This is a genomic window from Leptolyngbya sp. NK1-12 (genome assembly GCF_032598965.1).
In the GTDB taxonomy this organism is placed as follows: domain Bacteria; phylum Cyanobacteriota; class Cyanobacteriia; order Elainellales; family Elainellaceae; genus Elainella.
Genome location: NZ_CP053586.1, coordinates 664,795 through 688,894 on the forward strand (window position 1 = coordinate 664,795; position 24,100 = coordinate 688,894).

A 24,100-nucleotide genomic window follows, 5' to 3' on the forward strand; every position below is an offset into this window, starting at 1 on the left:
GGAACCCCTATCTGGCTCTAGCTTCTTTACTCTCAGCCAGGGCATCCAATAGCCATGAGATACCTGACAGAGGCAAAGTTCCCGGTTGTCCAGTAAACGCTCCACTTCTAGATCTGTCTAACCATTTCTCCACAATAGCGAACCCGATCGCCCACATTGAGATGCCAAGTGCGCACCTGGCGCTTTGGTGAGGTAGTCAGAACATCATCGAGACCCGGCAAAACTGCCAAAACAATCCGCTGGATCAGTGGAGTAGTGTAATCTGCCAGGACAGAGAAAATCAAGATTCCAAGTCCCCTAATCGGCAACCCTACACCCCAAAGCATTAAATTACTGCCAATAATCAGGCTGATGGTCCGACCTATGCCAAGATTGTGAGTCAAGAAATAGCTGTAGCTATAAGATCCTAGCCCCCCCATCATCTGCTTACGCTGAGTAACCTGCTCCAATCGCGAAATCGCACCATACAGCCAATGGTTTGCCAAATCGCAACCATCAGCTCTGCCACAACCCATTCGACTCGCTGAATCAGCAGCAAGAGCCTGGGGCATAGCATTAAGATGCTAGACGCTGCTAGCTAACCGGGTAAGACGCCAGGTGAATAAGCTTGTTGTGGATACACCGTTCGACTGGTACTATTCCGTAAACATCCTGTCAACAAAACTATCAGTCTGGGATCAATTTGGGTTAGCGGTAACAAAAACGGCAACCATCCTGTAGTGAGCTGCCGTAAGGCACTGCTGACCCAGCCTATGGCTTTGCTTTACCCTGGCTGATGGCTAAAATTTTTTCTGCGACTGGGGTGGCCACCGGCATCACCGAGAGCCGATTCCCCTGTCGCACCACTCCTAGCTGCTCAGGTGTGAATTGCTGCCGCAGCTGATCCAGCGGGATGAAATTGACAAATGTTTCTACATATTCCACCTGAACAGTTTGCCAGCGCGGATTGGCCTTCGTAGATTTGGCGTCGTAGTATTTGCTGCTGGGATCGAACTGACTGGGGTCAGCAAGGCCGGTTTGAACAATCTGCATCAGCCCGACAATTCCGGGCGGCGTTGTGTTGGAGTGATAAAAGAAGGCCAGATCGCCAACCTGCATCTCGCGCAAGAAGTTTCGTGCCTGATAGTTGCGCACACCATCCCAAATCGTTTGTTGATCGCGAGCCAGGTCTTGAATCCCGTAGACCTCCGGTTCCGATTTCATCAGCCAGTAGTTCATCGCCATCAAATTTCTATAGTTAACCAGGGATAAACAAATTAGCATGAATGCCTCGATTAAGCGGCGGATTCCTGTTGCAGCTCTCGGTTGGCAGATGCGGTCCAGGTCAGCATGGAATTGTTCTCTATCGATTTGGAGCTGACCCACTAACGTCACATAAGTACATTAGCTATGCTCGCCTTTCTGGGCAGTCTCTACGGTATTGTGATCAAGAGAGGAATCCGCGTTTAGATAGATACTTTTCAATGACTGCAATTACTCCAGCCGAGCACTCTGACTCATCGCACCACCAGGCTAAGCACCGCAAAGCACGAGCGCTAAAACCGGGAAGCCACCGCCCTGCCAAGGAACTATGCAGCGAATGTGGTCTATGCGATACCTACTATGTCCACTATGTCAAGGAAGCCTGCGCGTTTCTGAATCAGCAAATCCCGGCTTTAGAGGCACAAACCCACGGACGCAGTCGGGATCTATCCAACCAGGATGATTGGTACTTTGGTGTGCAGCAGCAGATGATGGCGGCTCGCAAACTCCAGCCAATTGAAGGTGCCCAGTGGACCGGCATTGTCAGCACCATTGCCATCGAAATGCTGACTCGCGGCTGGGTAGAAGGCGTGGTTTGTGTGCAGAATACCAAGGAAGATCGGTTTCAGCCAATGCCGATTATTGCCCGCACTCCAGAGGAAATTTTGGCTGCTCGGGTAAATAAACCCACTCTGTCGCCTAATTTGTCGGTGCTGGAGCAGATCGAACAATCGGGATTAAAAAAACTGCTGGTGATTGGGGTGGGCTGTCAGATCCAGGCTCTGCGCGCGGTGGAAAAGGAACTGGGGTTAGAAAAGCTGTATGTGTTGGGAACACCCTGCGTTGATAATGTCACCCGCGCTGGTTTGCAAAAATTCCTCGATACCACCAGCCGCTCGCCTGATACGGTGGTCTACTACGAATTCATGCAAGATTTCCGCGTCCACTTCAAGCATGAAGATGGCTCGACCGAGACGGTTCCCTTCTTCGGCCTCAAAACCAACCAGCTCAAGGATGTATTTGCGCCTTCTTGCATGAGCTGCTTCGACTATGTGAATTCCCTGGCCGATCTGGTGGTGGGCTATATGGGGGCACCGTTTGGCTGGCAGTGGATCGTGGTGCGCAATCAGCGTGGGCAGGAAATGCTGGATTTGGTGATGGACCAGATCGAAACTCAGCCGGTAATGTCTCAGGGGGATCGGAAAAACGCCGTGCAGCAAAGCATTCCCGCCTACGATAAGGGAGTAACGCTGCCAATGTGGGCTGCCAAGCTGATGGGGATCGTAATCGAAAAAATTGGTCCCAAAGGCTTAGAGTACGCTCGTTTTTCGATTGACTCCCACTTCACCCGCAATTATCTCTATGTCAAGCGACACCATCCTGAAAAGCTAGAGGCCCATGTGCCGGAATATGCCAAGCGCATCGTAGGTCAATACAAGCTGCCGGACTGACTTTTTGTTTTGAAACCACCTGAATCTTAGCTGGATCCAACTCCGGCCACTGGCAAAATCTGCGAGCTAGACTAAAGCTACATTTTTCGCAAATCAGGTTTCTAGACGCTTGAAGCCGTGGAGAGATGGGAGGCTCTATGTTGCAGACCGGAATGTTGCAGACCGGACAAGTGCTGCAAGACCGCTACCAGATTCAGCAAATGCTGGGCAAGAAACCGGGAAGACAGACCTTTCAAGCGCTCGATCGGCAGACCCAACAGCCCGTGATTCTCAAACTGCTGATTTTTGGCGGCGATATCGAGTGGGACCACTTCAAGCTGTTTGAACGCGAAGGACAGGTGCTGCAAAGCCTGGAGCATCCGGCAATCCCCAAGTATCTCGACACCTTCGAGCTGGATTTGCCCCAATGTCGCGGCTTTGTCTTAGTCCAGAGCTACATTGATGCGCCTTCGCTGCAAGCTCACCTGCAAATGGGCCGTACCTTCAGCCCGCAAGAATTGAAGCAATTGGCCGAATCGCTGCTGCAAATTCTGATCTATCTGCATCAGCGCCATCCCGCTATTGTGCATCGCGACCTCAAACCAAGCAACATTCTGCTGAGCTGCGAGCGCTCCGGCCACTGGGTGGGGCAAGTGTATCTCATCGACTTTGGTTCGGTCCAAAGTGCAGCTGCCACTCGCGAAGGCACCTTTACTGTTGTGGGCACCTATGGCTACACCGCACCGGAACAGTTTGGTGGACGGGCTGTACCCGCTTCCGATCTTTACAGTTTGGGCGCAACGCTAATTTACCTCGCCACCGGCAGGCATCCGGCAGAGCTACCTTTGCAGGCAGGACGAATCCAGTTCGAAGCGGTGGCTCAACTCAGTTCGGCTTTCTGCCAATGGTTAGTGCGAATGGTAGAACCCAGCTTGGATCGGCGGTTTGATTCGGCTCAAGCGGCTCTTACAGCTCTGAGGGCATGTAAACTCGATGCCCCCGTTGGCTTGCACCATCAGCTCGACAATAGCCGCATTTCCCTCAGCATTAGCCCCGACCAACTTCAGGTGGTGGTACCACCCAAACATAATTTTTTCACGGCGATGCGCTACCTGTCGGGCACGACGGCTCTACGCATGCTGAAAACACTGCCAATTGTGCTTTTAGTGTCTTTGCTGCTGCAATTGCCGATTCTGGGCTGGTTTCTTCTGTTTGGCTATCGGCACCAACTGTTGACGGCCTTGAGTCGGATTTGGCAAGAATATCGCTTCCCAGAGCTGAGGCAATTGCGCCTCTACATTGATCAGTACGAAATTTCTTTAATCCACGAACTGTTGGGCGTGCGAGTCGAATTCTTAGGGTCTGCCCCTCGGCGCGAGTTGGTGCGACTAGAGCGGATTCAGTCTCACACAGTGCAAGCTAAAAAGGCTACAGGAGAGCCTTTCATTAGTGCGATTGAACCGGCAGTGGTGTTACGAACGCGCCATAAAACCTTTGAACTAAAAGGACTCACCGAGCGAGAAGCCGATTGGCTAGCTGAGACTTTGAGTGAGTGGTTAGGGTTGTCATTGCAGCAGTGATCAGGAGTCAGGAGTCAGGAGTCAGGAATCGATTCAGCCCAATTAAAGTAAAGTGTAGGCTTCTGCTTGCAAACAAGAAGCTTACTTCAGCGGATGCTGCTCTACTAGTAATCGTTCAACCCTTGCCTCATTGATTCTGGCTATCATCTTTTGAACCATTTTAAAAATCTTAGTCAAATTGCTGCCGTTGACTTGACCATTTTTGTAAATTTAACTTACCTGCATTCATCACTATTAATATTGGTCGTCTGTTATTAGTATGTTCAACAATTGCAACCAAAAACCGCTCAGGATTATGCAGATCGCTGTAGATGAGCGATGAGCCAGAAAAGATCACCGTCCGGGGTGGATCTGTCGTAGCGGGTTCAATCGTTAGAATGGCTTCTGGCGTTTGATCGCCTGTGAGTTCCAGAAGCTGTATAGCCCAATCACCAAGCACTTGCAGCGGATCATCAGTTGCAGTTGGGGCAGGAATTAGCTCGGCGGTTTGTAGGTCTTGCCAGAGTTGGGGAACCAGTTTCTCTTGCCAAATCGGCTGTTGTGCTAGTTCTGCTAGAGTCAGCGTGGTAGAGGGCTGTGACCAGGAAATTGTGTCGGGTGTAACGGCCACAACGGCAGAACCATCGGGGAACTCCAATCGCTCTCCTGCGGCCAACAGGAAAAACCGACCCTGCTGGATCTGAACCGCCTTGACCGTAGCAGATAACGTCTGGACTGGTGTTGCATCTTGCCAAACCACAATTTGCAACTGTGAATTCTCTAATCCCAGCTCGTTTAATAGCGTTTGTGCTGGCTGAGTGGTCGAAATTGCACTCACTTCCACACCCAACCGAGCAGGCTGCCAGTCCTGACCATCGTGAAATCCCACCACCTCGATACGGTACCAGGTTTGCTGAGCTGGTAAGGTCAGGGATGCAACTGCCAACCAATCAGACGCTTGCACTGTTGTTATCGGGTTGACTGTACCGATCAAACCGCCGGCAACAGCCGGAGCAGCAGCTGGAACTGTTGGAACAGCCACCGGAGGCAAAACAGCATCAGGAATGGCATTTAGATCAGGCTTTGGCTGCAACAGGGCTAGGGTTTGTTCACTGGAGCGGTGATCGGCTGGATTGGGCTGACGGCGGAGCCAAGCAATGGCCTCGGTCCGATTCTGTTGGACGGCTAAAACCAGCGTGCCCCAAGCTTGCAGGTCCGCTTGATGGGGGTTCACCCGCAACGCCGCTTCTACCCGCTGCCAGAGGCGATCGGCATTCTGCTTCAGCAAATTCTCGATATCATAGCCGCTTTGATGGGCTGCCTTGAGTAAGCCGAGAGATTTTGCCCAGCGGCCATCCATCACCTGCGCCAAAATCTGCTGGGTGGGACTGGCCCAATCCCGATCCGCCTGAGTTTGGGTAATTTTGGCATGCAGCGCCACTACATCAAGCTGGCTCTGAGCCGCGCTCGACCATTTGCCTCGTTGTTTGACCGCTTTTAAGATCTGCAACGCCGACGACCACAATCCATGCCGCGCTAGCAATAACCCGTTGGCATATGTGCGATCTGCTAAAGCCGCTTCGGTGAGGGAAATAGCTTCCAATGTTGGAGGTTGGGCTGAGATCCGAGGCCGTCTTAGTTGGTACACCTGAAATTGCGGTTCCAATCCAATACTTTGATCCACGACGAGTTCGGCTGTGGCATCGCCAGTCACCTGCTGCCAACGCGGCCATTGCCCTGCTGGACTGCTCCACGCTTGCATCGCATAAAGTCTGCGGTGTTCTGGATCATATTGAACCACCTGGCCATACAGCACCCGACTGCCTCGCTTCCACTCGCCGCTGAGCTGCAACCAGATGCCAGCAGGAGCTTGTCCTTCGATGAAGTGCATATCGGTCAGGGGCAAGGTGCGGGTTGAGCCTTGGGTAATGGCTTTGTGCGACAGGCGGGCAATCGCGCTTAACTCTTCGGGGCCAGTCACTCCAATCCGATCAATCAATTCATAGACAGTACCCGGACCCTGAACCACCGATTGGCCGAGCAAGGATTGTCTGAAGGGTTGTCTGATAGAACGGTACACTCGCAGTTCCAGAATGGCACCACAGCGCCCTCCCTTCGGTTGACGGGTGCACTGCGGACCTGCTTGCAATATGGGCAATAGCACATCATTAAAACCAGCCCGTTGTTGCGTCATGCCGGGATAGCTACTGAAGTAGAGCGGCGCTCCAATAGCCTGCCCGACCTGTTGCACTTCAGCCCCAATTTCAGCCAGCGTTTGGGGTTGAGGAGCAGAGAAATCACCCCAGTGCGGCAGAATTTGACTCAACCAGGTCAACGAACCAGGACTGACAATCAACCGCACCCCCAACCAACTTCCAGCGAAGACTAGCCCCACTGCACCAGTCAAAAGCGTCCCTGTGAGCAAGGTAATCTTCCAGGAATTACGGGAAATTGACGATTGTTCCGTCACCCAGACCCGCACTTTCACTGGAACTTTTCGCCCCATGCCCAACTCCAAGCTTTAATAAATAAGTTTTGAGTTTTAAGGTTTGAGGTTTGAGTTTTAGAGCGTTGGGTGTGTATCGTACGTAATTCTAAAGTTTGGAGATCGGCCCAGTACTTGAGATAAGCCAACCTGTTGCCACGCAACGAATTGACTCCTTTACTTCACTCATTCAGAACTCAAAACTCTTTCATATGCCGCTCCTGCTCGTTCCCAAGTATACTCTTGCTGTACAAAAATGCGACCGGCTTGAGATAGATTTGTACGGAGGTTGGTGTCTTCGAGCAACCGGGTGATCGCCTTGATATAATCCTGAACCTGGTTGGCTCGCAGGGCGCGTAACGGGATGCCGGTGCCATCGACAGCTAGTCCTTCTAGGCCGCGATCGCTGGCTACGACCGGAACACCAGCTGCCATTGCTTCGAGGGTTTTGTTCTTGATGCCGAATCCAGTGCGGAGAGGAACAACGCAAATAGTAGCTTTGTGCAGCTCGTCTACCGTCGAGGAGACCTGCCCGGTCACGACAACACCTGGTCGCTTGGCGAGTTCTAAAACTTCTGCTACGGGCCGTGCCCCGACAATCCGAAAGGTGAGCTGCGGATAGCGCTGTCGTAAGGGCGGCATTACCTCGGTGGCAAAGAAGCGGGCAGCGTCGATATTGTGGGAGGCATCCATTGCGCCGACAAACACTAGATCGTAACTGCTGGGGTCGAAACTGCGATAGGGGAATAGGTCGAGATCTACCCCATTGGGAATCACATCAATGGCGGCATCAGGCACAAGGTTGAGCAATTCTTGCCGGTCGTCTTCGGTTGTCACGACAATTTGGGAAAACTTGCGGCAATAACGTTTTTCGTAGCGCTTCAGCAGCGGCAGATACAACCGATCTCGTCCAGGATGGGCAGAGGCACCCATTTCCAGATGATTGCGCGTCCAGGCATAGACCGAGCTGTGAACATCCACTACGGTTTTGATCGACTGCCGGAACTCTGGCTGGATATAAATTTCGTTGACGCTGTGCTCGCAGGTGATGACATCGTAATAGCCCGATTGCACCGCTGCCCTAATCCAGTCCTGCATCTGGGGCGAATAGCGATAAAGAACGTTGGGAGGGGTACTGCTCCAGAGGGATTGGGCCAAACGCTGAAGCTGGCCGCTGAGCCGCTTGAGCCGATTTGCCGCCGGAGATGTTTCTGAGAGAGCAAAAAGCTGGAGCTGATCCACCCAGGTCCGCAGTTCCTCCACTTCCTGATCGCTGACTCCCTTATGGCGTTGGGTGATAAGCGAGACTGAATGATGCTGCGACAAGTATTTCAGCAAATTAAACGTGCGAATTTCTGTCCCTCCCCGACTGGGCGGATAGGGAAACGTAGACGACAGCATCAAAATCTTCATCAGGCCGCTCTCCAGAATCATCGGTTCTAGAGTGCCTAGTCAGACGGGAAAACTATCGGGTGGGTCGGTTCACGTAGGGGTGCAGTGCTTCCTACCGCCTCCAAGATTACAAAATTTTAGTTGCGTTATGACGCACTTCTGCATTTTTTGAGTAAAGTTAGGAGCGTCTTTGTGTTTGCACCATGTCTGCACTGACCTTACACCAACAGGTCTTGCATTTTTTATTTAAGATAGTATATTTGTACTAAGCTCTCATGGACGGCCTGTGTATATCAAGCGCGTTGAACTGACGAATTTCAAGTCCTTTGGTGGCACCACAGAAGTTCCGCTGTTGCCAGGGTTCACCGTGATTTCTGGGCCAAACGGCTCTGGTAAATCCAACATTTTGGATGCGTTGCTGTTTGCCCTGGGCCTATCTAGCTCCAAGGGAATGCGAGCCGAGCGTTTGCCCGATTTGGTCAACCAGACCCAAGCCAGTCGAGGCCGTTCGATGGTGGAAGCCAGCGTCACCGTCACCTTTGCCCTTGATGCCGAAGATGTCCAGCGAGTCCTGGAGTCCGAGGAGGAAGAGGACAAACGGCTGCAATCCGTAGGTACCGAATCCAACGGTCACGAATCGAATGGTCACGAGCAAAACGGCCACGAGTCGAATGGTCACGAGCAAAACGGCCACGAGTCGAATGGTCATGCATCGAATGGTCACTCATCCACCCATCCACCCATCCACCCATCCACTCCCCCACTCCCCCACTCCCCCACTCCCCTCTCCGAATGGACCGTTACCCGTAAGCTGCGCGTCACCCAGCAGGGCACCTACACCTCCAACTACTACATCAACGCTCAACCCTGCACGCTCACCGAACTACACGAGCAGTTGCAGAAGTTTCATGTCTACCCCGAAGGCTATAACGTCGTGCTCCAGGGGGATGTCACCAGTATCATTTCGATGAACTCGCGGGAGCGGCGGGAAATTATTGATGAGCTGGCCGGTGTAGCCGCGTTTGATCGCAAAATTGACCAGGCGAAAGAAAAACTGGATGCGGTCAAAGAGCGAGAAGAGCGGTTTCGCATTGTGGAACGGGAGTTGATTGCCCAGCGGGATCGGTTGGCCCAGGACCGGCTCAAGGCCGAGAAGTATCAGCGTCTGAAGGCCGAATTTCAGGATAAATCCCAGTGGGAATCGGTGTTGCTCTGGAATACGAAGGCAAAACAGGCCGAGCAGATCCAGGCTCAAATTGTGGCGGGCGACCAGACCACTGCCGAACTAGCGGAGCGGTTGACCGGCATGGGTGAAGAAATCCGACAGGCCACGATTTTGCTGGATCAGTTGAATCGCCGTGTCAAAGCTTTGGGCGAAGATGAGCTTCTGGCACTCCAGGCCACCTTGGCCACCCGCGAGGCCGAACTGCGGCAGTTGCAGCGTCAGCAGCAGGAATTAGCCACCGCCCGTCAAGAAACCGCCGCTAACCTAGAGCGCACTCAGCAGGAGATTCAAGAGCAGGTGCAGCGCTTAGACGCTTTGGCCAAAGAAAAGCAGCAGGTAGAAGCAGAAGATTTGGTGACGCTCCGGGCGCATCGAGATCAGGCCCAGCAAGCGCTAGAGCAACAGCGAGAAGCAGCCAACACGATGGCTTCCGCCTCAGATGCCTGGATCCAAGAGCAAACGGCGTTGCGGCGGCAAATCGAAACTCTCCAGCAAAGCATTGAACCTCAGCGCACCGAACAGGCTCGTCTGCAAGAGCGCACCGAGCAACTCCGAGTCAAAATCCAGGAGCAAACCCAAGCGCTGCAAGCCTTAACCGAAGAAATTGCCGTTAAACAAACCCAACGTAGTCAGATCGAGTCGCAGCTGATCACCTCGATCCAGGACATGAACGGCCTTGAGCAGTCGGTTTCTGCCGCCGAACGCGAGTTGCAGCTCCAGCAGGAAACCCAAACCCGCCTGCTGCAAGAACAGCGCGACAAACAGCGCCAGCTCGACAAGCTAGAGGCCCAAGCCCAGGTGATCCGGGAAACCCAAGGCACCGGAATCAGTCAGATTTTGGCCGAGGCCGGGCTGCCGGGAATCTGCGGACTCGTGGCCGAACTGGGACGAGTCGATGCTCAGTATCAGCTAGCGCTGGAAATTGCTGCCGGTGCCCGCTTGAGCTACCTGATTGTCGAAGATGACAGCATTGCCGCCGCCGGAATTGAATTGCTCAAACGCCAGCGGGCCGGACGTGCTACCTTTTTGCCGCTCAACAAAATTAAAGCCCCAACTCTGGCTCCGCTTGCCAAGTGGAATCGTCCTGACGGCTTTATCGACTACGCCGCAAATTTGATTGACTGTGACGACCGCTATCGGGATGTGTTCGCCTATGTGTTTGGCAATACGGTTGTGTTTCAGGCGCTAGAAGCCGCTCGCCGTCAGATGGGGCAGTACCGAATCGTCACCCTAGACGGGGAACTGCTGGAAACTAGCGGCGCGATGACCGGCGGCAGCATCACCTCTCGACAGGGTACTCTCCACTTTGGCACCGTAGAAGCGGCAGAATCGGCTGAAGCGGTAGCGTTGCGGGAACGGCTCCAGGAAATTGCCCAGATCCTCCAGCGCTGCGAGCGGCAAATCCTTCAGGCGAGTCTGGCTGTCAAGGAGGGCGCTCAGGCCCTTGCAGAGGCCAAGCAGAATCAGCGCACCATCCAGCTTCAGGTGGAGCAGTTGCAGCAGCAGTTGGTCGGTCTGATTGCCCAAGAAGGCCAACTCCGCACCCAGTTGACGCAGAACAATCAGGAGTTGACGGCTGCCGAAGAGCGCTTATTCACCCTGGAACGCGAACTCCCCCGCCAAACAGCGACTCTGCAACAGCAGCGGCAAGCTTTGACCGAACTGGAGCAGTCCCAAACCCACAGTGAATGGCAGCAGATCCAGGCCGCCATCCGCCAGCAGGAAGCCGAATTGAACCAGCGGCAGCTCGCCTTGCAAACAGCAGAGCAGCGGATGCGGGATCTGGAGTTGCAACAACAACGCCTGCAAGAGCGAATCGAGCAATACCAGCAGCGCCTGCAAGACCACCGCAACCAGCAAACAGTTCAGCTCAACCAACACTCGACCCTCGCCACCCAGCACTCGGCCCTGACCGAACAAATCAGCGCCACCCAAACGGCCCTCGCCGCGATCGATCAAACCCTGGCTGCTGAAAAACAAGAGCGAGACCGAGCCGAACGCCAACTACGAGACCAGCAAACCGCCTACCAGCAGTTGGAATGGCAGCGGCAAAAACTGTTAGAAACGCAGCAAACCCGGCGACAGGAGCTAGCCACCCTACAGGAACAGCTCACCACTGAACGGGCCGAGTTACCCGATCCGCTGCCGGAGATTCCGGATAGTACCGACTTGGCTGCCTTGCAGCATGAGCTACGCTCGCTTCAGAAACGCCTGCAGGCGATGGAACCCGTGAATATGCTGGCTCTAGAGGAATATGAACGCACCCAGGCCCGCTTAGACGAGCTGAGCCAAAAGCTGACCACCCTGGATGAAGAGCGCACCGAACTGCTGTTGCGGATTGAAAACTTCACCACATTGCGGCAGCGAGCTTTCAAAGAAGCCTTTGATGCAGTCAACAAGAACTTCCAGACGATCTTTGCTGAACTTTCCGATGGAGACGGCTACTTGCAGCTTGATGACTCCCAGGATCCCTTTGCCGGCGGTTTGAACTTGGTGGCCCATCCCAAAGGCAAGCCGGTGCGCCGTTTGGCCTCGATGTCAGGGGGAGAAAAATCCTTGACCGCCCTCAGCTTTATCTTTGCGCTTCAACGCTACCGTCCTTCCCCCTTCTACGCCTTTGACGAAGTGGATATGTTCCTGGATGGGGCAAATGTAGAGCGATTAGCTAGAATGATTAAACATCAAGCTCAGCAAGCCCAATTTATTGTCGTTAGCCTACGGCGACCGATGATTGAATCTGCCGAGCGCACGATTGGTGTCACCCAAGCCCGAGGAGCCTACACGCAGGTTCTAGGGCTGAGCCTCCAGAGCGCTTCTGGATAGCTTCTGTATAATCGTTAAGATAACCCTGAAGCCTGTAATCTTAATTAATATTGATAGTTGAATCACTATTAATGACGGATTATTACTAGTATCTTAAGACCGCTTCGAGATTAGGACTCGAACATGAGCTTTGAACAACAGTATTGCCAACGTTCTGATTTAATAGGGACCCAGATCATTACCCGTGACGGCGGCAAGCGCCTAGGGGTGGTGAGCCAGCTTTGGGTAGATGTGGATCGCCGCGAGGTAGTGGCGATCGGCCTGCGCGAAAGTATGCTGTCTGGCGTGTTGTCCAACGTCCAGCAGGTGATGCTGCTCACTAGCGTGCGCCAAATTGGGGATGTGATTTTGGTGGATGACAACACGGCGACCGAGGACGACTTCAACACCGAAGCCTACAGTAGCCTGATCAATAGCGAAGTGATTACCGAAACTGGAGAGCTGCTTGGCAAGGTGCGCGGCTTCAAGTTCGACACTCAGGATGGCCGCGTGGAATCAATCGTGATAGCCTCGATTGGCCTGCCGCAGATTCCCGATCAGCTGATCAGCACCTACGAACTGTCGATGGATGAGGTGGTCAGCAGTGGCCCGGACCGCTTGATTGTGTTTGAAGGTGCCGAAGAAAAACTGAATCAGCTCACAGTAGGGTTGCTAGAGCGGATCGGCATCGGCAAAGCCCCTTGGGACCGGGAGGAAGACGAAGATTATGTCACTCCTGTCTCTACCGCTAACCAGTTGCCTTCGGGAATTCGCACGCCGGTCGAACCGATTCAGCAGCAGCGCCGTGTGCCCGTTGCCCAAGAAACCTGGGATGATGACCACTGGGAAGCCCAACAGCCGAAGCAACAGATGCGGGCAATGCAGGAGGAGCCGGTTTACGCTGAAGAATCAAACTGGGGCAGCGATGAACCCAAATACAATGAGGCCAAATACGAGGATGTGCCTTACGAGGAAATCCCAGAGGCTGATTTTGTCACGGTCGATGAGGATGTAACCAAAGACGCCTGGGAAGATGACGAGAATCCCAAACCTTACCGTGCTCCGCAGGTGAATATTCCCGAACGCAAGCGGGTGGTGGAATACGAAGAAGAAACGGACTACTAGGCGGGTCAGCTAGGCGGGGCAATTTCAGCCAGCCAAATTCTCGACCTCTGCTTCTGAAAGTCCGGTGAGTTGGGCCACTTGGGCTTTGCCCATTCCCTGCTGCAACAAGTTCAGCACCACTTGCCGGAGTTGGCGTTCTGCCTGTTCCGCTCGTTGGCGCTCTTGTTCGGCCTCTTGCACTAAAACTTGGTTTCGTTCGGCATCGGTCGGGATCCAGTTTCCCTGCTCGTCGTACCAGCGCAGCCACGGGCGGGTAATGCCGTCGTAGTCGCCAAACCAGAGGCCCAGTCCCAGCTCTAGTTCCGGAATCCAAATGCGGGGGTCGGCAGAATCGAGCCTCTGCTCTTGGTAGTGGCCGCCAATTAGCTGAAAGAAGCGCAGTTGATTCGTGTAGCGGCTAAAGACGATGTAGTAGGGAACACGCAGGATCTGTTCATAGACCTGCCATTTGCCTGGGGGTGTTTCTGTACTGGAACGACCGTTAGCAATATCAGACCGCTCAGGAGAACTATCCGCTGCTTCAATTTCTAGATCTGACGAAGCTGGCGGTAAGTTGGCATAGCGGCCCAAGTCTTCTTTCTCAGTGCCGGGGGAAAGCAGCTCCACCACCACAAACGGATTCACACCTTCTTGCCAAACCACATAGCTGGCCCGCAGATCCATCTGATCGTAGAGGCGCGGCACACCCAGGACCAAAAACCAATCCGGTCGCTTGTGCCAGAGGGGATGGCGCACATCGTAGTAGAGGTTGAGATCGGTGCCGGTAAAGATCTGATCGCTGGCATAGTAGCGCAGGCGGAGGGTAGCGCTCAAAAGCTGGGGCTGCAAATCATGAAATACATCCGGCAAACCAGGTTCCTCTGGGTCTTCACTGGGCAGATCGTACATCGTGGGAAGGGTGTCCCTGGGGGAGCGAGGCGGATCGGTTTGGGGAATCGGATAAAAGCGTGGATCCATAGGCAAAATTCAGCTCAGGCTTATTTTTATTTTGGCTGAATTCTCTGAGTTGAGGAGCACGCATCTGTTGAACCTATGCAGCCCAAGCTTGGCCGACGCTAATCCGGTTTACTGTCTGGGCTATCCTGCGACTTCTCCTGAAACCCGCGCACAATTCGAGACAGTTCATTCTTTTCATCAACCGCCACCCGCGATGGAGAGCCGCTAATGATACCCTCGAAGTTGCGGAACGAGTCTTTGATTTCGGGTCCATCGCCGCTGATGATATATTCTCGAATTGCCTTGTCATGCCAAGAGCCGCGCATCTTGAACACGTTGATCGCCCGCGCCATTTCGCCACGAATCTCCACATACTGCAACAGCAAAATTGTGTCGGTGATGGTGGAAATATGGGAATCGGTGATCGAGTGGGACCCCATGAACTGATCGGTGGTGTTGGTGAAGAAGCCGGTAATTTCCTCCTGCTTGGCAAACCCCGTCACGCCGATCACAAACTGCCGAAAGGCATTGTTGCTGACGCCCCGCGCCAAGGCTGAGAGGGAATCAATCGCAATCCGGGAGGGTTTGAACTCCGAAATCTCTGACTTAATGATTTGCAGGTGATCCTCTAAGCCTGCCGATTCAGGATAGGCGCAGATGATTTTCAGCAGTCCCTGCTGTTCTAGGTCTTCAAAATCAATGCCCCAAGAGTAGGCGTTCCGCGACAACTGCGCCCGCGATTCTTCATAGGCAAACAGCAGTGCCCGTTCGTTGACCCGGCAGCCATCCTGCAAGAATTTGCTCACCAACAGAGTTTTGCCCGTGCCGGTTGCGCCCGTCGCCAAAATAATCGAATCCTTGAAAAAGCCACCGCCGCACATTTGATCCAGCGTTTTAACGCCGGAAGAAACCCGCACATTCGAGGATCGTTGGGTTAGCCGCATTGCGCCGAGCGGGAAGATATTGATGCCCTGGTTGGTAATCGTAAAGGGATACTCTCCCTTCATATGAGTAGTGCCGCGCAGCTTTAGAATCTCCATCGTGCGCCGCCGCCGCTCCCCTTCCAGGACATTGCGGACAATGATCACGTTATCAGAGACAAATTCTTCCACCCCAAACCGTGCCACTGGCCCATACTCTTCCAAGCGCTCGGTGGTCATGATTGTGGTGGCACCCACCTGCTTCAGCCGCGCCACTAAGCGAAAAATTTCCCGCCGCACTACCGAAGCCGCATCGTACTGCTGAAATACCGCCGTCACCGAATCGATCGAAACCCGCTTGGCTTTGTATTTGCGAATCGCATACTGAATCCGCTCGATCAAGGCCGAGAGGTCAAAATTGCCGATCACATCTTGCCCTTCCGGATCAGGAGAGGCATCCAAAATAAACAGCTTGCCCTCGTCTACCAACTGCTGCAAATTCCAGCCAAAGCTGCAGGCATTTTTGATAATATCTGCCGGGGATTCTTCAAAGGTGACGAAAACACCAGGCTCATCAAATTGGGTAATGCCGTTGTAGAGAAACTGGGTGGCAAACAGGGTTTTACCTGTACCCGACGTGCCGCTGACCAATGTGGTTCGACCAACCGGCAAACCACCATGACTGATATCATCAAACCCCTCAATCATGGTGCGAATTTTTTGAACTCCAGCAATTGTCATGCTTTGCTGTCCATCTGGGCTGGTTTGGGTCATGGTTCAACGTAACCTTTACTCATTTTGATTAAGCGTGGAGCTTCGATAGAAAAAATTTGGCTTCATCTAAAGGATTCAAACATCCAAATTTATCAGATTTAGATGAACGCTAGATGGAGCGTGCGCCTGACCTTGCATTATACGCTTTAAGGGAAGCTCAACACTGGCTATTGCAGTCAGCGGTCCCCTACGAAAGGCAGACCATTGTAGCGAGGAAGATAAGAGTTGATATCAGCGGTCCGAAAGACTGGCAAGCAGTGACAAACACAACGCGGCGAAGATTTGAATCACCTATCCTATCGTAGGCAAACTTGGTCAATTACGTCAGATTTTCTGATTCTTCCTCTTGTAGTTCGTCGTAAAGCAGATCTAAACCAATTAATACCCGCTCCCGATCCGACAAATCACCAATAATTTTGCGCACAGGCGGCGGCAGGATCTTTGCTAATGTGGGAGTTGCTAAGATTTTATCTTCCTCAGCCAACTGAGGGTTTTTCAGCACATCGATCACTTTGAGGGCATACACCCCTTGAAACTCTTTCTCTAAAATGTTGTTCAGCGTTTTGAGCGCCCTCACCGAATTGGGCGTATTTCCTGCCACATAAAGCTTCAGAATATAGGTCTTTTTTAATGGACTCATGGGATTAGGGCTAGGCTCACAGGTAGAACTAATGGGCTAGGAGTAGGGTTAAAATCACAGGTGCTTATAGGGTTGATAATAAAGCAGGTAGCACAGTACGGCTTAGATCACAGGTAGTAGCAGCACAGATTCAGTTTGCCATCCTACCCTTAGATCAACTTAGCAGCAATCTAAGATTCGCGCGGAATTGATCGACGGTACATCTCGCACAAATGGGCCAATGTATCAATCAGGGTGAGGCGATAGTCAAGCAATACCTCGTCACTGCGGCCTTCTAGCTTAAGATGTTTGGAAAATTCATCCATTAACTCCATGTGAATTTCCACAATCTGGGAAATCGGCACATCCGCAAAGAAAGCAACGTTGACAAAGTGGTCAATCTTATCATTCAGACGAGGCTCATCTGAAAAATAAGCCAAAATGATTTCCCGGTAGTCTGCCTTAAGTTGCCGCAACAGGTCTTCCTTCTGAGGTGAAGCCATGTGACGTAAAAAATTGCGCGGATTTCGTTTGTAGTAGACACCTAAATAATCAAGCCGCTCCTTCAATTTTTCAGCTAATCGAAGCTGTTGTGCCATGAGTTCCCGACTGTTGAAAGATTCTGCAATAGTAGCAGGTACCTGCTTTCCGGGTTTGAGTTGAATGAATTTGCTAATGGCCTGGTCAATGGCCAGCCCGATCTGGTTAAACTGCTGAGCTGACAGGCAGACCATGGCCGCATGGTAGGAAAATTCCTCTAGATGGTTTGATTGCCCATCGGCTAAATCAGCCTGTTCGGAATTAGCTGGCTTCAGATCCGACGCCGGAGATTCTAAAATTACCGTTGGGAAAAACCAAGCCTGCTGTTGCAGCTGATCAAGAAACGCTTGCAGCTCCGGCTCTGCCTCCAGCACTAGACAATCCACATGGCCAGTCTGCTGAATATGGGCCAGCAAATCATCGCTGGAGCGGAATATGGTGCTGTGATAGCGGCCTACTTCGGGCAGCAACAGCTCTTCTAAGTAGGGCAAGAGGAGCTGAGCAAACGGTTCAGACGTGCAGAAGACACAAATTGAGAGGGAAGAACGCAAAGCTTTGAAGAATTGAGATTACAGCACAGCAACACTTTACAACTTAACGAAATCCGATCAATGGCTAAATTTGATTAAAACCATTGACTAACAGCGCTCAACGCAGGTAGGAGAATCGATATGCAAAGTCAATACCAATAAAAATACTTAACATTTATTGTAGTTGAAAAACGCCTGCTGACTCGACTATACCGTCATAATTGAGGTGGGTTCAGATTCTCGATTTCATTGCTGCTAGAAACTCGCTTGTTCACCGACTACCCAATAGAAATAGCTGGAAATCTGCTGATTGGGTTGCTGGCAGCCACCTCTGGCTCTGAATCTGTTAGTCCGGAAGCAGCTCGAGAATTTAGCTGTCGATTCGATTGCTTCACGTCCTACCCCACGCCCTACCCCACGCCCTACCCTTTGCTCTCTAGTCTGCCGTTCAGCTCTGTAGCTCAGCGCATGCCCCATCCTGATCAGCTTTGCTTCAGCTTTGCTCCTGTAACCGCCTCCTTTATTGCGTTCTGGCTCAGTGACGGATGAATATCTCTCCGCTTAGAGAATTCATTGTATCAGCTCCGGTCTGCGGTGAGACTGACTCCCTGGCCGCAATTTGGCAATTATTTCAGCAGGCGGGAACCGATCAGATAGTGGTCGTTGATGAACAGCAGGTGCCCTTGGGCGTGCTGAAGCTGAATCGATTTATCACCGTATTTGCCATCGGCAACGCGCTGCCGTCGATCCAGAGCCAGCTTCAGAATAGCCTGATCATGTATCAGCACTTGATTGATGCGGTGATTGTGCTCCGAACCGAGGCCAATTCCATCCAAGTGCAGACTCATCTAGTCGATATTGTTCAACGCTCTATCGTTTTGGTTGATGACAACGGGCGCTATGTGGGCGTGCTAGATCGCTTACAGCTGCTGCATCAGCTTGCTACAGAGGACCCAACTGAAGCACTGGCTCCAGAGATAGCAGCCTCAAACACACCAGTCGAAACCCATCCCATCCCATCCCTTCAGCCTTTGATCAGTGAGGCCATCTGCCCAGACCCGTTGATCGATCTCCTCGAACGCCTGCCTCTGCCCCTAATGCTACAGACCTCAGCCGGACGGGTGATCACTCAAAACCTGGCTTGGCGTCAACGAGTCGGCAGTATTCAGCATCCGCAGAGAATTCGACGTGCTGCCGCCCGCATTCTAGAAGCTACTTTAGCCTGCCGTACCGATGCCAAACCTCGCTCCCGGACTGAAGTACAGACTGGTTTGTCGGGTTCCCCTCCAGACTCATCGCCCGCGCTCAGCTCAATGCCAGTGCCGCCGGAACCCTCAACGTCGTTTGCCGTTTGTCACTTGGGCACAGAACCCAATACCTGCATCTGCGTCTGCCCCATGAAGGATGGACAAGAGCGAGTGTGGCAGTTCATCAAAGTGCCGATGGGCCTGGCTAACCCATTCACCAGCGAGGAAGGGAGTTCTGAGCTGGAAGCAACGGTGCCATCTTGGCCGCACCAATCCCTGGGCCAGTCTGCTCTGTTACCGTTCAAGCTAGCATCGCTTAAATTCAGCCCCGATCCGAACTGGCGAACGCTGATGCAAACCGAGCGGCTGTGGCTGGTTCTGGCGCAAGATATGACCGAACAGCAGCAGGTCGCCAAAGAGCTAGCCGCTAAAAATGCCGATCTGATTCAGCTCAATCGCCTCAAGGATGAATTTTTGGCCTGCATTAGCCACGAGCTGAAAACACCGCTAACGGCAGTGCTGGGGATGTCAAGTCTGCTCAAAGACCAGCTCCTGGGAGATTTGAATGAACGCCAATCTCACTATGCTCAGCTCATTTACCGCAGCGGACGCCACCTGATTGCCATCATCAACAATATTCTAGACCTGACTCGAATCGAGACCGGTCAGCTAGAGCTGCTGTTAGAGCAGGTGCATATTCCAACCGTGTGTCAGCAAGCCTACGAACTGGCTCAGCAGCAGCACCTAGTGGAAAACAACACCGATCTGGCACCGGAGCCACAGGTGCAGTTTCACTTGGATATCCATCCAGCCTTGCAGTACATTGTGGCGGATGAGCTGCGGCTGCGGCAGATGCTGATTAATTTGCTGTCAAATGCGATTAAATTCACCGAGTCGGGAGGTGAGATTGGTCTCCGGGTAGAAGCTTGGGAAGGATGGCTCACCTTCACCGTTTGGGACACGGGCATTGGCATTCCTGTCGAGAAACAGCACTTAGTGTTTCAGAAATTTCAGCAGCTTGAGCAAACTCTGACCCGCCAGTTTCACGGCACCGGGCTGGGATTGGTCTTGACACAGCGGCTGGCTCGTCTGCATGGAGGTGATATCTCCTTTACATCGGTGCCCCATGAAGGAAGTCAATTTACGCTGCTGTTGCCGCCTGTGCCTCCCCAAGCCAGCGAATCTGATTTTCAGTTGAACCTGGCAGCCTCGATCCAATCCTCGCGTTCTACTAGGGAGCGCAATCGCTTGGTGCTGATCGTGGAAGCTGGAGATGAGCGACTCGATGAGCGCGTCGAACAATTAACTGAACTGGGATATCGAGCAGTGGTGGCTCGCTCTGGTACAGAAGCAATTGAAAAAGCCCGCCGGTTACAGCCCACTGTGATTTTGCTCAATCCGCTACTGCCGCTGCTTTCCGGTTGGGATGTGCTGACGCTGCTGAAAACCGATGACACGACCCGCGCAATTCCGATTGTGGTCACTGCCGTCCGCGTTGAAAAGGATCAGGCGTATCAGCATGGCGCAGACGGCTTTTTGAGTTTGCCAATTGCCATCGAAGCGCTCGAACGCTGCCTCAATCGCTTGGTCAAACCACCTGCTCCTGAGCAGCACGCCCCTACTACCGCCATCACCGTCCTGCATCTGTATGAGGGACACCCCTCCCTAACGCTGATCTCAGATCACCATCATTGCCGGGTGCTGGAAGTAGATGATCTAGAACAGGCCGATCTACTGGCGCGGGTGTGGAAGCCAGACGTCGTGCTGATCGACCGGGTCGAGACAGACGTGCAAACCTTCGTGCAACAGCTCAGTCAGACAACCTCATTGGCCGATCTACCGCTAATTACCCTCACGGCTGATCTGACACGAGCAGCAAACCAAATTCCAGGGCTGGCCGTATTTCCCTACCTGGCGATGATTGCCGCCAGCGAAGATGGGTCCCTCCCCCAGCCTGACATGGCCGAACTAATACAAATCATGCAGCTTGCGGCAGGCGTGAGTTGGGTACCGCATATTCTGATCGTGGACTGCGGCGCAATCGAACTAGGTGAGCCGGTGGCTGCATCCCGCCCACCCGTGCGGGCGCTGGTCCAGTATTTGCAAACCGCTGGGTTTCGCAGTGCAGTCAGCCATAGTTGGGAAAAGGTACAGCATGCCCTCCAGCATCAAAGCGTTGATCTGTTGCTGTTCTGCGTCACTCCCGTGACCTCGGCTGCAATAGTCGCCCAGATGGTACATAGCCTACAACAGCTTGCCAATTATCCGCCGGTAGTAGTTTGGAACTACCATAGCCAAACGGCAACCTCTGCTTCAGAAGCATCCGAATGGAACCGAGTGGCCACTCGGATTTTGCCTCCATCTCTCTCAATCCTGGAACTGCTGGTCCAAATCAACCAAACCCTGGCTGAATCTCGTCAGCATTTGGGGGCAACTCAGCGGTGAGGGGAAACAGGAGTCATATCAAATCCGGTTGATCAGCCAGAGTTCGGATAGAGGCGTTTCGGCGAAACGCCTGTATAACGCGGCATTTAAATTTAGGGCGTTTAGTCGGATTTGATATCAGGAGATCCCTCAACCCACCTCTTGTTTTGCCTTCGCCTCCAGTGTTTCCAAACGGCTACGCAATTCCTGGTTGTCTTTCTTGAGCTGCTCCAGTTCTTCTTGCAGTTTTTTCACGGCTTTGTCAGGACCGATAGCTTTGCTGACTCGCTGTACCGCCTCTTCTGCCATTCGCCGCACCCGACCATCTGGGGTTTGCTCAATTAGAGCAGACAGCAGCCCCATCGCTTTGACGGTTTCCATTTGCCCCAAGGCGCTCACCGTAGCCACCTGGGTTAAGAAAAACGACTCGCGGGATAGCTCTTCCAACCGATTCAGAATCCGTTCTAGATTGACATTCGTTTGGCCGCTGGAGATGGCCCCTAGAGCACGAATGGCTGCCAGCCTCAACGCTTGGGGAGTACCTGCTTTGGTGTATTGCAGCACCAGATCGAGAGCGGCTTCTGAGGTCTTGAGCTGACTCAGGCCAGCAATGGCTCCACTACGAACCGTTTCGTTCCATCCAGCCCGTTCTGTCAGCACCGAGCGATAGAGCTGTAACAGGATTTCGGTTTCCGGACGGTCGTCGGAGCTTGCAGTGAAGTTTGCGGCAATGCTGCCCAATCCCGATAGGGCGGAGGCTTCCACGTAGTAGCTGGCGTCTCCTTGCTCAGCTACAGGCTTAAGAACAGCAAAACTTTCTGGCGTCTTGATTCTTGCCAGTGCACCCACCACTGACCGACGTACCCGCGCCTCTGGATCGGCCAAACCTTGCGTTAACTCAGTAAATGCCTGGTCCAGCTTGACGCTCCCCAACTGCTCAGCCACCTCGGCCCGCACAGCCCAGAATGGTTCTTGCTTCAGGGCGGCGGCCAATGCCTTCACTGCTTCTAAACCGCCCTTCTTAGCAATTGCTTCGGCTGCATAGATCCGAGATACCGGGTCTGGGTCGTACTGCAACTGAGCTTTCAGTTCGGCCAGCGGATACTCCAGCGTCACGGTTTTGAGGTAGGCATTGCCCACATCAAAGCTGACAAACTGGGGCTTCTCGGACAGCGGAAAATAAAAGCTCTGCTCATACTCATGCACCCGCACCGTGAAGGTTTGCAGCGAGGTGGTGCCTTCTTTGACCAATCCAAAACCAATCGGAACTTTCAGATCAAACAAGCCACTGCTGCTGCTGGTATCACCCGGTTTGGCCTGGGTTTGGGTAATGGTGATTTTGGCCAGCTTGCTGTCTCCATCCCAGGTGTAGGCAACTTTATATTCCGGATGGCCGCCGCGAAACACATACTGGTCAAACAAAAACTGCAAATTACGTCCGGTAGCTTTTTCGATTGCTCGCAGCAGATCCACCGTCTCGACCGTGCGGTGAGCATTGTCTTGCACAAAGGTGCGAATAGTTTTGAAGAACAGCTCGTCGCCCAACTCGGCCCGGATCATGTGATAGACACAGGCTCCCTTTTCGTACAGATGCCGGTCGTAGAGTTCGATCGCTTCTCGGTAGATGTGGGTGACAATTGGGCGGCGGTAGCGGGAGCTGTCTTCGCTCAGGTAGCTGCGGGCTTCGTTGAGCAGGTAATAGGCCGCTTCGTTGGCTCCATATTCGTGGTTCGTCCACAGGACTTCGGCATAGGAAGCCATTCCTTCTTTAATCCAGGCATGGGACCAATGCTTGATCACGACCAGATCGCCAAACCACTGGTGGGCCAATTCGTGTGCAACTAAGCTTTCAGCATTGCGGTTGTCGAGTGTGGCGCGTTCATCCAGCAGGCAGCGGTCGGTTAATAGCGTCGTGGAGGTGTTTTCCATCCCGCCAAAGATGAAATCTTCGACGCAGATCTGGGCGTATTTGGGAAACGGATAGGGATAGCCGTAGGTCTGGCTGAAGAACTCGATCATGCGGGGCGTTTTGCCCATGGTGCGGCGGGCGTCGGCTTCGCGGCCTTTTTCCACATAGTAGACCACGGGTTTACCCTGCCATTCGTCGCGCAGTTCGGCAAAGTCTCCCACGGCTAAGGTCATTAGGTAGGTGGGATGCACTTCCTTTTGCAACCAGTGGTAAATTTTGTCGTCCCCGATGGCCTCAGTTGACACCAGTTCACCGTTGGAAATAGCGAGATAGGGCTTGGGCACCCGGACGCGAATCTCGGAGGTCGCCAGTTGGCCAGGGTAGTCGAAGCAGGGGAACCAATAGCGCGAGTCTTCATCTTCGCCTTGGGTCCAGACTTGAGTTGGCTTGTGGGGATAATCCGGAGTTGGGGCAATAAAATAAATGCCACGCTGGGGTCTTTCCACCTGATAGGCAATGACGAGGGTGAGGGGCTTACCAGCTTGGGTGGTGGGCTGAAGCCGGATGTGCAGTTGTTCCCCATCGTAGTCAAACGGTTGCAACACATCATTAACTTGCACCGTATTAATCTGCAGATTCACAGCATCCAGCGTCAACCGATCGATCCCACTGCGGACTGGATTGAGCCGAATCTGACAGGTGCCCTGGTAGCTCTGATTCGGAATATCGAGATGCAAATCTAGAAAAATATGCTCTACTTGGCCGGGGCGATCCGGGTTGTAGTGGGGTTTTGCCCCTGGTAGCTCAAATGATTTGCGTCCGTTATTCTCATCGAAGGAAAAGTATGGCATGTACAGCTCGCCCGGATTCAACAGAATAATTCAACAAAAACAAACAACAAACTAGTGCGACCAATCAAGGAAGGGCAGTATAGGGATTTA

General features: G+C 52.9%; 15 protein-coding genes. 6 read left to right on the plus strand and 9 right to left on the minus strand.

What is annotated here, in order from left to right; translation table 11 throughout:
* Positions 1 to 107 precede the first annotated feature (107 nt).
* Together HJG54_RS02330 and HJG54_RS02335 are read right to left on the minus strand one after the other, a co-directional pair.
* A complete protein-coding gene (locus HJG54_RS02330; protein ID WP_316433126.1) occupies positions 108 to 551 on the minus strand; it encodes a hypothetical protein in 444 nt (147 codons plus the stop codon).
* 199 nt (positions 552 to 750) lie between these two features.
* Positions 751 to 1,365 carry an EVE domain-containing protein gene (locus HJG54_RS02335; protein WP_316433127.1) on the minus strand — a complete coding sequence of 205 codons (615 nt, stop codon included), beginning with the start codon at positions 1,363 to 1,365 and terminating at the stop codon, positions 751 to 753.
* A gap of 98 nt (positions 1,366 to 1,463) precedes the next feature.
* Between HJG54_RS02335 and HJG54_RS02340 the strand changes: the two genes are divergently transcribed.
* Positions 1,464 to 2,693 (plus strand): Coenzyme F420 hydrogenase/dehydrogenase, beta subunit C-terminal domain, encoded by a 1,230-nt coding sequence (locus HJG54_RS02340; RefSeq protein WP_316433128.1) that lies wholly within the window; start codon positions 1,464 to 1,466, stop codon positions 2,691 to 2,693.
* Between the two features lie 137 nt (positions 2,694 to 2,830).
* A complete protein-coding gene (locus tag HJG54_RS02345) occupies positions 2,831 to 4,252 on the plus strand; it encodes a serine/threonine protein kinase (protein ID WP_316433129.1) in 1,422 nt (473 codons plus the stop codon).
* 169 nt (positions 4,253 to 4,421) lie between these two features.
* On the opposite strand, the gene HJG54_RS02350 is transcribed toward HJG54_RS02345, so the two are convergent.
* Positions 4,422 to 6,737, minus strand: a complete 2,316-nt coding sequence (locus HJG54_RS02350) for a hypothetical protein (protein ID WP_316433130.1) — start codon at positions 6,735 to 6,737, stop codon at positions 4,422 to 4,424.
* Positions 6,738 to 6,902: 165 nt separating this feature from the next.
* The gene (locus HJG54_RS02355) at positions 6,903 to 8,129 is read right to left on the minus strand and encodes a glycosyltransferase family 4 protein (RefSeq protein WP_316433131.1); all 1,227 of its coding nucleotides are present in this window, start codon (positions 8,127 to 8,129) and stop codon (positions 6,903 to 6,905) included.
* A 265-nt stretch (positions 8,130 to 8,394) separates the two neighbouring features.
* Here HJG54_RS02355 and smc point away from each other — a divergent pair, with 265 nt between their 5' ends.
* Both smc and HJG54_RS02365 read left to right on the plus strand, forming a co-directional pair.
* Entirely contained in the window at positions 8,395 to 12,156 is a 3,762-nt protein-coding gene (gene smc / locus HJG54_RS02360; protein WP_316433132.1) for a chromosome segregation protein SMC, read from the plus strand.
* 123 nt (positions 12,157 to 12,279) lie between these two features.
* Positions 12,280 to 13,260, plus strand: a complete 981-nt coding sequence (locus HJG54_RS02365; protein ID WP_036001386.1) for a PRC-barrel domain-containing protein — start codon at positions 12,280 to 12,282, stop codon at positions 13,258 to 13,260.
* A gap of 24 nt (positions 13,261 to 13,284) precedes the next feature.
* Here HJG54_RS02365 and HJG54_RS02370 read toward each other — a convergent pair whose 3' ends face one another.
* From HJG54_RS02370 to HJG54_RS02385, 4 genes are all read right to left on the minus strand, one after another.
* Entirely contained in the window at positions 13,285 to 14,217 is a 933-nt protein-coding gene (locus tag HJG54_RS02370) for a Uma2 family endonuclease (RefSeq protein ID WP_316433133.1), read from the minus strand.
* 98 nt (positions 14,218 to 14,315) lie between these two features.
* The gene (gene kaiC / locus HJG54_RS02375; RefSeq protein ID WP_316433134.1) at positions 14,316 to 15,890 is read right to left on the minus strand and encodes a circadian clock protein KaiC; all 1,575 of its coding nucleotides are present in this window, start codon (positions 15,888 to 15,890) and stop codon (positions 14,316 to 14,318) included.
* A gap of 319 nt (positions 15,891 to 16,209) precedes the next feature.
* Positions 16,210 to 16,530 (minus strand): circadian clock protein KaiB, encoded by a 321-nt coding sequence (gene kaiB, locus HJG54_RS02380; RefSeq protein ID WP_036001394.1) that lies wholly within the window; start codon positions 16,528 to 16,530, stop codon positions 16,210 to 16,212.
* Between the two features lie 170 nt (positions 16,531 to 16,700).
* Positions 16,701 to 17,600 carry a circadian clock protein KaiA gene (locus tag HJG54_RS02385; protein ID WP_420717319.1) on the minus strand — a complete coding sequence of 300 codons (900 nt, stop codon included), beginning with the start codon at positions 17,598 to 17,600 and terminating at the stop codon, positions 16,701 to 16,703.
* Between the two features lie 228 nt (positions 17,601 to 17,828).
* On the opposite strand from HJG54_RS02385, the gene HJG54_RS02390 reads away from it, so the two are divergent.
* The gene (locus tag HJG54_RS02390; RefSeq protein ID WP_316433137.1) at positions 17,829 to 18,128 is read left to right on the plus strand and encodes a hypothetical protein; all 300 of its coding nucleotides are present in this window, start codon (positions 17,829 to 17,831) and stop codon (positions 18,126 to 18,128) included.
* Complete coding sequence (locus HJG54_RS02395; protein WP_316433138.1) at positions 18,125 to 21,271, plus strand: ATP-binding protein; 3,147 nt, start codon at positions 18,125 to 18,127, stop codon at positions 21,269 to 21,271. The genes HJG54_RS02390 and HJG54_RS02395 overlap by 4 nt, the downstream gene beginning before the upstream one ends.
* A gap of 129 nt (positions 21,272 to 21,400) precedes the next feature.
* Here HJG54_RS02395 and HJG54_RS02400 read toward each other — a convergent pair whose 3' ends face one another.
* Positions 21,401 to 24,010 carry a M1 family metallopeptidase gene (locus HJG54_RS02400; protein WP_316433139.1) on the minus strand — a complete coding sequence of 870 codons (2,610 nt, stop codon included), beginning with the start codon at positions 24,008 to 24,010 and terminating at the stop codon, positions 21,401 to 21,403.
* Between the last annotated feature and the right edge of the window lie 90 nt (positions 24,011 to 24,100).

Excerpts from the sequence above, each read along its gene's own strand:
- HJG54_RS02330 (WP_316433126.1), bottom strand. The coding sequence starts at position 551 with ATGCCCCAGGCTCTTGCTGCTGATTCAGCGAGTCGAATGGGTTGTGGC.
- HJG54_RS02340 (WP_316433128.1), top strand. The coding sequence starts at position 1,464 with ATGACTGCAATTACTCCAGCCGAGCACTCTGACTCATCGCACCACCAG.
- HJG54_RS02345 (WP_316433129.1), top strand. The coding sequence starts at position 2,831 with ATGTTGCAGACCGGAATGTTGCAGACCGGACAAGTGCTGCAAGACCGC.
- HJG54_RS02350 (WP_316433130.1), bottom strand. The coding sequence starts at position 6,737 with ATGGGGCGAAAAGTTCCAGTGAAAGTGCGGGTCTGGGTGACGGAACAA.
- HJG54_RS02355 (WP_316433131.1), bottom strand. The coding sequence starts at position 8,129 with ATGAAGATTTTGATGCTGTCGTCTACGTTTCCCTATCCGCCCAGTCGG.
- HJG54_RS02365 (WP_036001386.1), top strand. The coding sequence starts at position 12,280 with ATGAGCTTTGAACAACAGTATTGCCAACGTTCTGATTTAATAGGGACC.
- HJG54_RS02370 (WP_316433133.1), bottom strand. The coding sequence starts at position 14,217 with ATGGATCCACGCTTTTATCCGATTCCCCAAACCGATCCGCCTCGCTCC.
- kaiC (WP_316433134.1), bottom strand. The coding sequence starts at position 15,890 with ATGACCCAAACCAGCCCAGATGGACAGCAAAGCATGACAATTGCTGGA.
- kaiB (WP_036001394.1), bottom strand. The coding sequence starts at position 16,530 with ATGAGTCCATTAAAAAAGACCTATATTCTGAAGCTTTATGTGGCAGGA.
- HJG54_RS02395 (WP_316433138.1), top strand. The coding sequence starts at position 18,125 with ATGAATATCTCTCCGCTTAGAGAATTCATTGTATCAGCTCCGGTCTGC.
- HJG54_RS02400 (WP_316433139.1), bottom strand. The coding sequence starts at position 24,010 with ATGCCATACTTTTCCTTCGATGAGAATAACGGACGCAAATCATTTGAG.